The 14,225-nt window shown below is 54.2% G+C and carries 7 protein-coding genes and 1 pseudogene; 6 read left to right on the top strand and 2 right to left on the bottom strand.

Annotation, left to right across the window (positions count from 1 at the left end):
- Window positions 1-79: 79 nt before the first annotated feature.
- Window positions 80-1,102, bottom strand: coding sequence for a DUF4105 domain-containing protein (locus H6750_06500; protein MCB9773961.1), 1,023 nt, complete (start codon window positions 1,100-1,102; stop codon window positions 80-82).
- 649 nt (window positions 1,103-1,751) lie between these two features.
- Between H6750_06500 and H6750_06495 the strand changes: the two are divergent.
- From H6750_06495 to H6750_06475, 5 genes and pseudogenes are all read left to right on the top strand, one after another.
- A pseudogene (locus H6750_06495) lies at window positions 1,752-2,060 on the top strand (DDE-type integrase/transposase/recombinase).
- 735 nt (window positions 2,061-2,795) lie between these two features.
- Window positions 2,796-4,757, top strand: coding sequence for an MBL fold metallo-hydrolase (locus H6750_06490; GenBank protein ID MCB9773960.1), 1,962 nt, complete (start codon window positions 2,796-2,798; stop codon window positions 4,755-4,757).
- Between the two features lie 215 nt (window positions 4,758-4,972).
- Complete coding sequence (locus tag H6750_06485) at window positions 4,973-7,297, top strand: arylsulfatase (protein ID MCB9773959.1); 2,325 nt, start codon at window positions 4,973-4,975, stop codon at window positions 7,295-7,297.
- 516 nt (window positions 7,298-7,813) lie between these two features.
- Entirely contained in the window at window positions 7,814-8,659 is an 846-nt protein-coding gene (locus H6750_06480) for a neuromedin U (protein MCB9773958.1), read from the top strand.
- Window positions 8,660-9,462: 803 nt separating this feature from the next.
- A complete protein-coding gene (locus H6750_06475; protein MCB9773957.1) occupies window positions 9,463-11,646 on the top strand; it encodes a cation:dicarboxylase symporter family transporter in 2,184 nt (727 codons plus the stop codon).
- A 544-nt stretch (window positions 11,647-12,190) separates the two neighbouring features.
- On the opposite strand, the gene H6750_06470 is transcribed toward H6750_06475, so the two are convergent.
- A complete protein-coding gene (locus H6750_06470) occupies window positions 12,191-13,090 on the bottom strand; it encodes an IS110 family transposase (protein ID MCB9773956.1) in 900 nt (299 codons plus the stop codon).
- Window positions 13,091-13,112: 22 nt separating this feature from the next.
- Between H6750_06470 and H6750_06465 the strand changes: the two genes are divergently transcribed.
- On the top strand, window positions 13,113-14,210 hold the full coding sequence (locus H6750_06465) for an amidohydrolase family protein (GenBank protein MCB9773955.1): 1,098 nt from the start codon (window positions 13,113-13,115) through the stop codon (window positions 14,208-14,210).
- The last annotated feature ends 15 nt before the right edge of the window (window positions 14,211-14,225 follow it).

The raw sequence follows: 14,225 nt of genomic DNA, 5'->3' as shown, positions 1-14,225 counted from the left end.
TCAACAGACCCATACGGGTAAAAGCGACAGCGCACAATGGCCGCGGCGCGAAAACCGGTCAGAAGCCCGGGTACGGAGATCAGGGAGAGAGAAGATGGGCACGGATGCGCCTGGAAAAATCAGGAGCCTGATCGGCGTGTAATGCTAACTCATTGATGTGGGAACGACGCTGCAATTCTTCGAAGGAAAAACCGGTGCCCAGCTTTCCCTGCTCATGGAGATAGGCAGGCGTGTACCCGCTTAACAGGATCTTCCAGGAAAAGGGCACATGGCCGGGGTTCAAACGCGTGTGCATCCAAATGACGTTCGTGCAGTTGGCGGTGAGCGTATTATAGAACTTCGGCCGTTCGCGCAGTTGGTTGATGGTGTTCATGTAATCTAGAAACACCCGCTTGAGGTTTTCAGGTGATCCGACCAATGGATACAGATACACGTCTTCGGGTGGATCTTTTCGATAATTCGTCCGGACCCGGATCAGGTCCCGTTCGTCACCCACAATATAGATCAGCTCGTACTGTTTAAAAAATCCTTTGATTGACGAATAGCCTTCCGTGGCTTCCTTCCGGGCCTCGATGGAAATGGCCAGGTGGTCATCACCAAACCCGAACGTAAGAAAAATATGCGCGATCTCCGGCCCCATCCAATAGGCAGCCACCAGATCCGCGAAATCCAGTTTATTGAGATCGTAGGTGCGGTCGTAATAGGAGGGGGTAAAGTCGGTTTCGGTGCGATAGTCAAAGTTTCGAATATTGTGGACGGTGATCAAATTTCCATCGAAGGTGGCATAGGGAAGCACCGCCACTTCCGGTTGCCACCGGCGATCATTGGACGGCTCGATCATGCTCCACCAGACAAGGAGCACGACAAACAGGCTGAGATAGGACCCGGTGGCCAACCATCGAAATCGCCGTATGCAATACCCCGCCAGCGCCGCCAGGCCGGCAACGGCAAAGCCTGAAGCCAGGAGCGTCCGGAGCGTGTCATCTTCCGGCCCGTCAAAATATACGGCGCAGGTGCCCCAAGCTCCAGTGGCAACAATCAGGAACGCTCCCAGGAAAAAACCAACGTACCTTATCCGGCGAAAAAAAATTACCTGATTCATATGGTCAGCGTGCAGGGAAAGGTTTGTTCTCCAGGCTCTTAGAGAAACTTCTAACAAAATCGGCGCCACATTGATAAATTACCCAGAGGATTCAGGAAGATTGACATACCTATGGAACCACAATCAACAAACCGGATGCCATCAAGAGTAGATCTATGCCTGAATGACTGAGAACGGTTTCGAGAGACATTCTGATGCATTGGACAGCATGTTTGCACAGGGATCCGGTGCGCCAAATCGGCTGAACCAAGATTTTAAAAGGACTGCCCCGAAACAACGGTGAGCAAGTGACATTACCTATGTCCCCACAGGAGAGGTCTGCCTCTATGTGGCCGTCATTCTCGATCTCTATTCCCGGAAAGTGGTGGGGTGGGCGACGAGTACGCGACTCCAACGGGAGCTGGTGTTAAAGGCACAGATATGGCAATAGGCCGACGGACTCCAGCATCGGGCCTCATTCATCATTCAGGGAGTGTTGAATAATAAGGATGTTCAAGGACAAATTTGCCCAGGATTAGATTTCTCATCAAAGGCTCCGGGTCGGTTCAAAAAAGTCCGTCCAGCAAGGCCGCAGCCGTTTTTACGCGCGGAGCGTACGCGTAGTACGTGAGCACGGGAAAATGGCGAGAACGCCGCTGGCGGCTTTTTTCAACAGACCCATTCAGATCGTGGCAGTCAATATGCCAGCCTCGATTTTGAGAAGGCCCTCAAAGATCATGGCATCACCTGTAGCATAAGTGGAACAGGGAATGGTTTTGATAAGGCCGTGGCGGAAAGGTTCTTTGCCACGCTGAAACTGGAGCGCGTGCATCGGCGGCACTATCGGAGCCGGCTGGAAGTGCCCGTTGATATTTTCCAATACATCGAGATCCTTTACAATCGTCAATGGCCGCATTCCTTGATCGACCAGCGGAGTCCTGCCCAACTTGAGGCAGATGTAGAAGTGGAACAACTCTAGGGTTACAAAGGTCTAGAATTGATGAGTAAATGAGGAACCGGGGACACAAAAACGGGAGACACTTGAGAGGCTTTGATCATTGCGGGTGAAAAGCCCATTCGCAGTATTTCAGCGAAGGCAGCGACATGCTTACCCTCAAACCGAAGGAACTCCAAATGGTTCTGTGCCTAACAAATGGTCCACCGAAAATGGTGTCTGTTTTATAGCAACTTCTCCTTTCTCCTCCGAAAGAGGAAAGGCCCCAAAAACTCACTTTGATTCAGGCTAACAAAACCTGATGTTGACCAAGGGGTCTGTGGCTTTTCGCCTCATAAATAATTTCCTGGTTTGTAGAATTTTAGGGCAATCCCAACAACCACCAACCCAAAAGTATTCCGAAAGACCAACAAGGAATTATTATTTCTCTGGTAAAAGTAAAATTTTCACAGTTGTCAGTTGGCATTCACTCTGAGGGTATGCATTTTGATAGGTGGGATGACATAGATAAATCTTCACATTTGCTCAAAGAGGGTTTTGTTTGAGGCAACCGGGTTCTATGGAGCTATCGGGTCGCTAGTTGAAACAACCACCAACTTCTTTAACTTGAATAGGAGGCGATAAATGCGGAAAGGAAATTCCCATACCATTTGGTCAGGTATTTTTGCCATTTTGTGGTTGACCACAGGGACCGCTTCTTATGGTGGGAGCGGCATCGTGACATCGGACCCACCGAAACACTTCGACCCGAAGGGCAAGATGCCTTCGGAGTACACGATCGAGCTGCAGAAGGAATTGCGAGCCACGCTGCCTTTTGCTGATAAGCGCGATCTCGAGGAGGCCAAGAAGGGCTTCATTGCCGCGCCGGATTACGAACAGATCAAGGCCGAGGATGGGCATATTGCCTGGGATATGGCCAGCTACGGATGGCTGCTGCAGGACAAGCAATTTGACTCGATCCACCCTTCTCTGCAACGGCAGGCGGTCATTAACATGGCCTACGGTCTCTACGAGGTGGTACCTGACAAGATCTACCAGGTGCGAGGTTACGACCTGTCCAACATTAGTTTTATTAAGGGTGATACCGGCTGGATCGTCATCGATCCGCTAACCTGCAAGGAAACCGCTAAAGCGGCCTTGGACTTTATCAACGAGAACGTTGAAAAACGTCCGGTGGTGGCTGTGATCTATTCACATTCGCATGCCGACCACTTCGGTGGGGTCCGCGGCGTGGTGGACGAGGCGGACGTGAAAAGCGGCAAGGTGCCGGTCATTGCCCCGGTGGGCTTCATGGAACACGCTATTGCCGAGAATGTCTACGCCGGCAATGCCATGAACCGCCGGATGTTCTTCCAGTACGGCGTCCTGCTGCCGCGCAGCCCCTTTGGCCATGTTGACCAAGCAATCGGGAAGAACACCGCCTCGGGGACGCTCGGCCTGATCGAGCCGACACGGTACATCGTGAAGGACTTTGAAGAAGTGACCGTCGATGGCGTACGGATGGAGTTCCAGAACACGCCGGGCACCGAAGCGCCCGCCGAGATGAACACCTGGTTTCCTGATCTGAAGACATTCTGGGCTGCGGAGAATATCACAGGCACCATTCACAACATCTATACCCTGCGCGGCGCTCTGGTGCGCGATGCGCTGGAGTGGTCGAAACAGATCAATGTGTCTCTGTATCGCTACGGGCAGGAGGCAGAAGTGATGTTTTCGGCGCACTCCTGGCCGCGCTGGGGTAATGACCGTATTCAGGAAGTCATGCGCACCCAGCGTGACGTTTACGCCCATTTGAACAACGAGGTCCTGCATCAGGCCAATCAGGGTGTGACTATCAGCGAGATCCACAACGTCTACAAGCTCCCCGACAGTCTCAGGCAACAATGGGCGGCACACAGCTACCACGGCTCGGAAGAACACAACAGCCGTGCCGTAATGAACCGCTATCTCGGATACTGGGACGCTAACCCGGCCACGCTCATGCCCTTGTCGCCAAGGGATTCCGCGCCGTTGTATGTGGAGATGATGGGCGGTTCGAAAAAGATTATGGCCAAGGGCAAGGAGCTTTACGACAAGGGCCAATACTTCGCGGCGATGGAGATCCTGAACAAGCTGGTCTATGCGGAACCCGACAATACTGCCGGCAAGGACTTACTGGCCGACGTTTTTGAGCAGATCGGGTACCAGAAGGAAAGCCCGAGCGTTCGCAATAGCTTTCTTGGTGCGGCGTATGAGCTGCGAAACCGTTTGCCCGCCGGTACAACGCCATCGACGACCGGTCCTGACACCATCAGGAGCATGTCGACCGAGCTCTGGCTGAATGCTTTGGCCATCAACATGGACAGTCAAAAGGTCGCCGGGACGGATTATGTCATCAACCTGGTCACCCCGGACAACGATGAAAAGTTTGTCGTCGAACTGAGCAACTCGGTGCTGACCAGCATCGTGGGCCATCAGGCAAAAGAGCCCAATCTGACCATCACCGTCGACCGCATCGAACTGGAGAAGGTGATGATCGGTGAGGCCACATTCGATGATCTGCTCAAGGGTGGAAAGGCCAAGTTCGAGGGCGACCGCAAGGGCTTCGATGCCATACGCGCCGCAATGACGACCTTCACGCCCACTTTCGAGATGATGCCCGGCACCGCGCCGAAAGAGCCGGCAAAGGCTTCGAAAAAGCCGCTCGAGGCGCATCCGCCCGCCGAGACAGCGGGTGGTTGATCTGAATCCGGCTGTCCGGGAGATTCCTATATGTCCGTGAGCAACCCGGAAAGGTGACGAGTGGTCGATTAAAAAATGAAAAGGAAGTATCAAACATGAAATCAATGCCGAAAAACAACTGTTTCACCACTTTGCTCGCTCTATATATAATTGTGGCGGCATTTAGCTCGAGTTGCTTTTATTCCGCTGCTAAAGCCAGTGACGAAGTTGACTTCATGCGCGGCTTCAAGGGCAAGATTGAACTGGATACCCGCAATTCCAAACCGGATTGGACGCCCTTCCTTCCCCCAAAAGCTCCTGAAGGCGCGCCGAACATCCTCTTCATCCTGTACGACGACACGGGGCAAGCGGCCTGGTCACCCTATGGCGGCGCCATCAGCATGCCGACACTCGACAAACTCGCCGCCGATGGGTTGACCTACACCAATTGGCATACCACCTCTCTGTGCTCGCCGACACGCTCCACGCTACTGACCGGCCGCACCCATTGGATCAACGGGTATGCCAATGTCGCCGAAGGTGCGGAGGGATTCCCGGGCTACAGTACCCGATTTCCCAAAGAGGTCACGACCATTGCAGAAGTGTTGCAGGCCAATGGCTATGCCACCTTGTGGCTCGGCAAGAACCACAATGTGCCGGAAGTTGACGTGGCGCCGGGCGCGTATCGCGGCGAGTGGCCGCTGCAGAAGGGGTGGGACCGCTTCTACGGCTTTCTCGGCGGCGAGACCAACCAGTGGTATCCGTTCCTGACCAAGGACAACGATTTCATCGACCCACCGTACACGCCTGAGGAAGGCTACCACCTGTCCAAGGACCTCGCTGATCAGGCAATCGAGATGCTCCGTAACAAGAACGCCTCCAACCCATCCAGGCCCTTCTTCATGTGGTTCAATCCTGGCGCCAACCATGCCCCCCACCAGGCCCCCGAGGAATGGATAGCGAAATACAAGGGCAAATTCGACGACGGGTACGACGCCTATCGCGAATGGGTAACCAAGCGCATGAAGGAGAAAGGCATCATCCCCGAAAATACCGTCAACACCGCCGTCAATCCTCTTCCGAAAGACGTGGCCAACGCCTTGGATTACGTACGTCCCTGGGATTCCCTGAACGACCAGGAAAAGCAGCTCTTCAACCGCATGGCAGAGGTCTGGGCGGCCTATTCCTCCTACACGGACCATCAGATCGGCCGTGTCATCGACTACCTGAAGGAATCAGGCCAGTACGAAAACACCCTCATCATCTATGCGGCCGACAACGGCACCTCAGGAGAGGGCTCGCCCAATGGTTCGGTGAACGAGAACAAGTTTTTCAATAGCTTTCCGGACAGTCTCGAAGACAACATGAAGTACATAGACAAGCTGGGTGGCCCTGATACCTACCAACACTTTCCCACTGGCTGGGCCGCGGCATTCTCGGCGCCCTACAAATTCTTCAAGCGCTACTCGGGGTACGAGGGGGGTACCGCGGATCCGCTGGTGATCAGCTGGCCCAAGGGCATCAAGGCACGGGGCGAGCTGCGCCACCAGTACCACCATTCAACGGATATCGTGCCGACCTTGCTTGAAATCACCGGCCTCAAAATGCCGGAGTTCAATCACGGCGTGAAGCAGTACCCGGTCTACGGTGTTTCCATGGCTTACACGTTTGATGCCAAACCGGACGACCCGACGCATAAGCATGTCCAGATCTACGAGATGTTCGGCACACGGGGCATCTGGAAGGACGGCTGGCACGCGACCTCCGTGCACGTACCGCTGGGCGGCAAGGGCCACTTCGACAAGGACAAATGGGAGCTCTACAACATGGAGGAGGACCGCTCGCAGTCGAAAAACCTCGCCGACAAATACCCGGACAAGCTGAAGGAGCTCAAAGAGCTCTGGATGGAACAGGCAAAACAGAACAACGTGCTGCCACTCGATGATCGCCTTGCTGTAGAAATTATAACAACCCCGCGCCCCACCGGGGAACCTCCCCGCGACACCTACAAATATTATCCGGATACGGAACCTGTACCCGAAGGCGTGGCTGTCAACGTGCGCGGGCGTTCCTACAAGATCCTTGCCAACGTCGAGATCACCGACAAAACCGAAGGCGTGATCTTTGCTATGGGCTCACGCTTCGGCGGCCATGCGCTGTTCATCAAGGACAAGAAACTCTACTACGTGTACAACTTCCTTGGCATCAAGCCGGAGCAGGTGTTCGAGTCCAACAAGACACTGAAACCGGGTAAATACACGCTGGGTATGGAGTTCGAGAAGACAGGCCAAGGCAAACATGGCGAGTCCCTTGGTGAGACCAAACTCTATATCGACGACAAGGTGGTGGCGTCCGGCAAGATGCGCACTCAGCCGGGCAAGTTCAGCTTCTCCGGTGAAGGCCTCTGCGTAGGATACGACAGCGAAGACGCGGTGAGCGCGATGTACAGGGCTCCGGGTAAATTCACCGGCGGTAAGATCCAGGGCGTTGCAGTATCGGTCAAGGGCGAGCCCTACGTGAACATCGAAACCGAAGCCAAGCGCATGATGATGAAGTGGTGATCCTCCCCCAACCCTGGATGGTACCTAACAACTGGTTGCAGTGGATGGTGCTTCGCGCCACCGCTGAACCGAGGAGTTACGATAGTTCGAAGTTGCGGCATCTGAGACCTACATAAGAAAACTAGGAAGGTCGCCTTCTGGCTGGTAGCAGATATGGGTTAGTTTAATATTCGCGAGCGATCTATAACAGACATTCCAAAATGCCTTCAATTTGTAGCGCGTTTTTTGCAAGGTATTATTGCTAACTCATAATTCACTCTTTTTTAACCTATCCACGAAAAGGGCAAGACCAAAATTCGAAGAACTTTCTTAAGGCCGTTTCGGGCAAGGGCTGGTTCGCGCTGTTCCGTTTCTATGGGCCGACTCAGACATTCTTCGACTGCAAGTACAAGCCTGGCGATTTAGCAAAAGTTCAGTGATAACAAAGGTGTGATTCCGTGAAAGGCTTGGAATGCGGTTCAGGATTGTAAGATCGCAACCAACAGTGTTTTTCTGGTAAATGGGAGGGTATGGATAATGGGGCCGTTTTATAATATTCCATCCTGGAGAACGATCATCACCATCGGAATCACCGTACTTAGCCTATTGGTGATACCGGTTTTATCAATGGCGGATGATGAATCCAACCTCGCCAAGCAGACACAAAATCCCGTGGCAGATCTCATCAGTATCCCTTTTCAGAACAATATGAATTTCGGATTGGAGCCCAACCATCGAACTCAGAACGTGTTAAATATTCAACCGGTAATTCCCTTGAATCTCACCAGAGAGTGGAACCTCATTACCCGGACGATCATGCCCGTCATCAAGCAACCTGATCTTCGCACCACCAATGACGACACGTGGGGGGTGGGAGACATTAATATGTCCTTATTCTTTTCACCCGCAAAGAGTGAAGGGTTGATTTGGGGCCTTGGCCCTATTTTCCAATTCCCCACCGCCACGGACGAAGTGTTGGGTTCCCGGAAATGGGCTGCGGGACCGACCGGGGTAGGACTTTTTGTGCAAGGTCCTTGGGTCGTGGGTCTCCTGGCCAATAACATCTGGTCGTATGCGGGCAATGACGACCGCAAACACGTCAGGCAATTTTTGGCTCAATATTTTGTCAATTATAACCTCCCACAGGGATGGTACCTCACCTCGTCACCCATCATTACCGCCAACTGGGAAGCGGAGGGCAAAGGGAATAAATGGACAGTTCCCGTGGGAGGCGGGGTCGGCAAAGTGTTTAGGATCGGCAAATTGCCCTTCAATGGAAATATCCTGGCCTTTAGCAATGTGGTGCGTCCTGATGAGGGGGCCGACTGGACGTTACGTATTCAATTAGCCCTGTTACTTCCCAAGTCCCTCTTCACCGATTAAAAAAGGAAAAGCGATCTCAGCATCTGGCTTCTATTTCCGATCGGACAGACGATCATGTGTTTGAGGTTGTATCGGCGGTAGAGACGTCTACAGGTCTTAGAGATTTTCAGGATAGAATTCTTGTGGGAGTTGGAAAAAGTCGGCAATCTCAAGAATCATCCTTTGATAGCTTCCGGGTCTAATGGTCTTCCCTATCCTCATGGTCAAAGTAGAGGAAATCCTTCTTAGCCGTTAATCTCTAACCCGAGTGTCACCGACACGGTCTGTCCGGCGCAGACGGTATGGTTTCGCGACCGGCCGGAATGGAGGTGAGTCTGCTGGCCACAGATTCACGACAAAGGGTCTGTTGAAAAAAGTCGCCAGCGGCGTTCTCGCCATTTTTCCGTGCTCACGTACTCAGCGTACGCTCCGCGCGTAAAAACGGCTGCGGCCTTGCTGGACGAACCCTTCGGGAAGACTCAGGGCATGCTTTTTTGAACCGACCCGGAGCCTTTGATGAGTAATCTAATCCTGGGCAATTTTGTCCTTGTTAATCTTAATTATTCAACACTCCCCTGGTTTACCGTGTGCACCTTCTCGATTCGTGATCCATGCTGTTGTGTCCCGGTGACAAGGCCGGGGTTGAGGCCTCGCCTCCGGCGCGCCAGTGTTGACCCGCACCGACGGTGGTGGCTCGATGGGGCTTCACGGCTTCGGAGGTTCGGAATACCAATCAAAACTGTACTTTGGTTGTATGACTAGGATAAAAATGAAGAACAGATTCCAGGCGAAATTAGCCACCCGGTTGGTCGTCGCTTCGGCTCATGCCAAACCCTGCTAAAACCACTCCACGTCTAAGCCTTTCCGCCAAAATTCTTCTGGGAATGGGCTTGGGAATTATTGCCGGAATTTTTTTCGGAGAAGCCACTCAACCGATCTCGGTCTTCGGTCAGATTTTCATCCAATTATTGCAGATGGCTATTCTGCCGTTCTTGATGGTCTCACTGATGACCGGGCTCGGGAGCCTGACGTATGAAGAGGCTATCTCAATGGGCAAGAAAGCGGGAGGAATTTTGGTGCTCTTATGGCTGATAGCGCTGACCGTGGTGGCCGTCCTCCCCCTAACATTCCCTCAGTGGCCATCAGCGATGTTTTTCAGCCCCTCCTTAATCGAAGAGACTCAACCGATCGATTTTCTCCAATTGTACATCCCGGCCAATCCGTTTTTTTCTCTCGCCAACAGTATCGTTCCGGCGGTGGTGCTGTTTAGTATCGTGATGGGAGTGGCGTTGATCGGCATCGAAAAGAAACAGCCCATGCTCGATGTGCTGTCGGTCATTATGAAAGCCATGACCAGAGTGACGGACTTTGTGATGAAACTGGCCCCTGTGGGGGTATTTTCCATTGCCGCGAGTGCGGCTGGAACCTTAAATTTTGAGGAATTGGGACGTTTACAGATCTTCCTCATTTCCCAGATGGTTGCCGCGGTCTTCCTCACGTTCTGGGTCCTGCCGGCACTGGTGGCCAACCTCACTCCGTTGCCCTACATGAAAGTTCTGCGGTCGGTTCGGGGGGCGCTCGTGACCGCCTTTGCGACGGGGAATTCCATGATCATTCTTCCCCTGCTGACGGAAGGGGGGCGGAAACTGCTCGAAGAAGCGGAATTGGCCGATGAAGAAACCACTTCCGCCATTGAGGTCATTGTGCCGACCTCCTATACCTTTCCATCTTCCGGTTTGTTGCTCAGCCTGGCCTTCGTCCCTTTTGCGGGATGGTTTGCCGGGTCGGCTTTGTCCTTGGTCCAATATCCGGGTTTTTTGGTGTCGGGTCTGGCGAGTTTCTTCGGCGGCACCATGATCGGGATACCCTTTTTGTTGGATCTGTTCCGGATTCCTGCGGACATGTTTCAACTGTTTGTGACCGTGGATGTCTTCACAGGTCGGTTGGGGACCATGACGGCCGCCATGCACATGTGGGTGCTTGGACTCCTGGGAAGTTGTGCCATGGCCGGAAAATTGCGTGTTCGTTGGGGAAGATTGGTGGGCTATCTGACCGTCTGTTTCCTGGTCGGTGTCGTGCTCATGGGGGGAACCCACCTGTTTTTCACATATGCCATCGATCCCAATTACAACAAATATCAAGCCTTTGTCGAAATGGCGTTGAGGTACGAGCCTGCCAAGAACACGATTCGCGAATTGACTCCAGAGGAGAAAAGCCTGACCTCATCCGAAAGCGTTGATCTGGAAGGGATCCGCAGACGCGGGGTGCTTCGAGTCGGGTTTTTCAGGGATAGTCTGCCGTTTGCATTCCGGAATGAAACCGGCGGACTCGTCGGGTTTGATATTGAAATGGCTCACATGCTGGCCAAAACCCTTCAAGTGGAGGTGGAATTTCTCCAACTCCCGGAACGGGGCAAGATTGTGGAATATCTGAACGCGAATATTTGCGACATCGTTATGTCCGGATCGGCGCTCAGACCGGGAATGGCCGAACAAGTGATTTTTTCTGAAGGATACATGGATTCTACGGTAGCCTTCCTTGTGAAAGATCATAATCGGGAAGTCTTCAGTTCGTGGCAGAAAATCCAAAGGCTACCTGATGTGAAGATCGGAGTCTCGGCTTATTCGCAGTATTATCAAACGGCTGCCCAAAAATTGCTGCCTAAGGCGACCCTTATGCCCATCAAATCCCCTCGTGAGTTCTTCAAGGATGACGGCAAAAACATCGATGCTCTCCTGTATGTCGCCGAAGCCGGTTCGGCCTGGACCTTGATCTATCCGGCTTATACGGTGGCGGTCCCTCTTCCCAACCCCATCAAAATCCCCTTCGTGTACCCTATGCCCCAAAGTCACCGGAACTTTGCGGATGTTGTGAATGCCTGGCTGAAATTGAAACAACAGGATGGGACTTTGGATACCGTCTTTGAACATTGGATCCTGGGAAGGGGAGCGAAAAAGAAAACTCCACGGTGGTCGATCATCCGGGATGTTCTGCACTGGGTGGAGTAAAAAAGATCGCCTTAGGAAAAATGGTCAACATGGCCTTTCCTGACGTTGAGCTTTCCCCTTCCTCTGAATTAACACAGAGAGTCGATCAAAATCCTATGCAAGAGATAGTTGGTTTCATCAAGGCCACAGTCAATGGGAGAGTTTTCTCATCCTCTTAGCCGTCATCGTAGTGTTAGTCGGGAAATTGGTGGAAATCATGCGGGCGGTGGCCAACAGTCTCTCGCCATGGATGCCCGTAGAAACACCCCTTGGCGGGGTTGGATTAAATCTTCCAGCCGTCTTTGTCATATATGGACTCCCCCTGTTTTGCAAGCGGGATTCACAACTGTGAGAGCGGGTCTGCGGTCCTATATCCGGCTTCGTGAGGGAACCGTTTTCGTTCCGAGCCTTGATGGTTGTCGCGCGGCAGCTCCTAGGCATTCTGACGGCTTGATGGTTCAGCCGATGACAAGACTCAGGTTTTGCTGCTGCGGGGGTGACCCCGTTCGCCCATCAGTTGGTGTCTCCTGCTACGCAATCCTTGGCAAGCGCTTCTCCGTCTTCGTTACGCGGCCCCGCACATTTTTGTGACATCATACAGCTGCTCCCCGTGGATGAGCGCGAAGGCCATCCGCGCATTCTTATTCGCCAAGGCCACGATCGCCTTCTTCATCCCCCGGCGGGCCACGAGCCGCCGGATCCAACAGCTGAGGCGATCGGGTTTCTCCCCCACTTGCCTCACGACCGCCCGGGCCCCATGAATCAGCAACTGCCGGAGATAGCGCTCTCCCCGTTTACTGATCCCCCCGAGCCGGACCTTCCCTCCCGTGCCGGTGTGCTTGGGGACCAGCCCCAACGTGGCGGCGAAATGGCGGCCGTTCTGAGAGGACTGGCCCGCCGTTTTGCCCCAGAGAGCCGAGGCGCCTAAGGGGCCAATGCCGCGAGCTTGCTCGAGTCGGGAACAGATCGGCTGCGCGGCATTCTCCCGTTTGATCTGAGCCGTCACCGCCTCAATCTTGGCATCCCAATATTGCCACTCCGCCTGTTGGTCGATCAAAAACTGTTGGAGCAGAGGGGCCCATCGCTCGTCGGCTAGCAGGAGGGGCAGCATCTTCCGAACCGCGGCGACTCCCTGGGGAATGGCCACGCCGTATTCCAGTAAGATGCCACGGGTCTGATTCACGAGGGCGGTGCGATTGCTCAGGGAGAGACTCCGGACCCGATGGAGGGCTTGCACGGCCTGCTGCGTTTCGCTCGCCAGGCCGACGAACCGCATCCCCGGCTCTTGCACCGCGCGACCGATCGCTCGGGCATCGGCGGCATCACTCTTATTGGTCTGCACCCACGGTTTGACATACTGCGGAGCGATCAGCCGCACCTCGTGCCCCAGCTTCGTCAGCTCCCGCGCCCAGTAATGAGCCCCGCCACAGGCTTCCATCCCGACGAGGGCGGGCGGGCGTGTCATCGATGGCAGCGGACGTACGCTGATGCCGGGCCTCACAGACGCCCACTGGCACTCGATGTTCAATTTCTGGCCGATCAGCAAGGTCATGACTGCGGACTTCGGCCTGCTCAGCATTGCCGCGAGCAAGGCGGCGCGGGAAACCCTCATGCGCGGCTTTACCACGGTGCGCGACGTCGGGGGCAATTCCTTCCCGATCTACAGGGCCGTAAATTCTGGACTGAGCGTCGGTCCGCGCATCTATCCTTCGGGCGGCTACATTAGCCAGACATCCGGCCATGGCGACTTTCGGGGGCCGAACGACGTGCCGGAGAATCCGGGAACGCCGTTGGACTACGCGCAAAGGGTTGGGCATACGTTAATCGCCGATGGTGTGCCCGAAGTCATCAAACGTTCCCGCGAAGTGCTGCGCATGGGCGCCACGCAGATCAAGGTCATGGCAGGCGGGGGCGTCAGTTCGCTGTATGACCCGCTGGACGTCACGCAGTACACCTTCGATGAGATGAAGGCGGCTGTCGAGGTAGCGAAGAGCTGGAACACCTACGTGGCGATCCATGCCAACACCGACGCCGCGATCCGGTTGTGGATCGACGCGGGTGCGATGTCCGTCGAGCACGGCTTTTTCATCAGCGAGGACACCGCCAAGCTGATGGCCAAGAAGGGCGTGTGGTGGAGTATGCAGCCCATGGACGTCGAAGGCGAGGATGCCTTCAAGTTCGAAAGCCCCATCAGCACAGCCAAGTATGTACAGGTTGTCGCCGGCCTGGACAAGGTGGTTGCGCTGGCCAAGAAGTACAAGGTCAAGACGGCCTTCGGCACGGACCTGCTGTTCGATCCCAAGTTGGCGACGAAGCAGGGCAAGTTCCTCGCCAAGCTGAAGAAGTGGTACACCCCGTATGAGGCGCTGAAGATGGCCACGCACGACAACGCGCAACTCTTCAAACTGAGCGGGCCGCGTGATCCCTATCCCGGCAAGCTAGGCGTTATAGAGGAAGGCGCCTACGCTGACATGCTGCTCGTGGACGGCAACCCACTCGAGAACCTCGATCTCGTCGCCAATCCAGAGAAAAACTTCCTGATTATCATGAAGGACGGCAAGATTTATAAGAACACCATCCAGTGAAGCGGCTCAATAGAA

It is taken from the genome of Nitrospiraceae bacterium (assembly GCA_020632595.1).
Classification (GTDB): domain Bacteria; phylum Nitrospirota; class Nitrospiria; order Nitrospirales; family UBA8639; genus Nitrospira_E.
Note: the sequence above shows the minus strand (reverse complement) of the source record. Positions and strands in the feature narration are given on the sequence as shown.

Bases quoted from the DNA above. Each gene is read 5' to 3' on its own strand.
- H6750_06485 (MCB9773959.1), top strand. From the start codon at position 4,973: ATGCGCGGCTTCAAGGGCAAGATTGAACTGGATACCCGCAATTCCAAA.
- H6750_06465 (MCB9773955.1), top strand. From the start codon at position 13,113: ATGCCGGGCCTCACAGACGCCCACTGGCACTCGATGTTCAATTTCTGG.
- H6750_06470 (MCB9773956.1), bottom strand. From the start codon at position 13,090: ATGACACGCCCGCCCGCCCTCGTCGGGATGGAAGCCTGTGGCGGGGCT.
- H6750_06490 (MCB9773960.1), top strand. From the start codon at position 2,796: ATGCCTTCGGAGTACACGATCGAGCTGCAGAAGGAATTGCGAGCCACG.
- H6750_06475 (MCB9773957.1), top strand. From the start codon at position 9,463: ATGCCAAACCCTGCTAAAACCACTCCACGTCTAAGCCTTTCCGCCAAA.
- H6750_06500 (MCB9773961.1), bottom strand. From the start codon at position 1,102: ATGAATCAGGTAATTTTTTTTCGCCGGATAAGGTACGTTGGTTTTTTC.
- H6750_06480 (MCB9773958.1), top strand. From the start codon at position 7,814: ATGGGGCCGTTTTATAATATTCCATCCTGGAGAACGATCATCACCATC.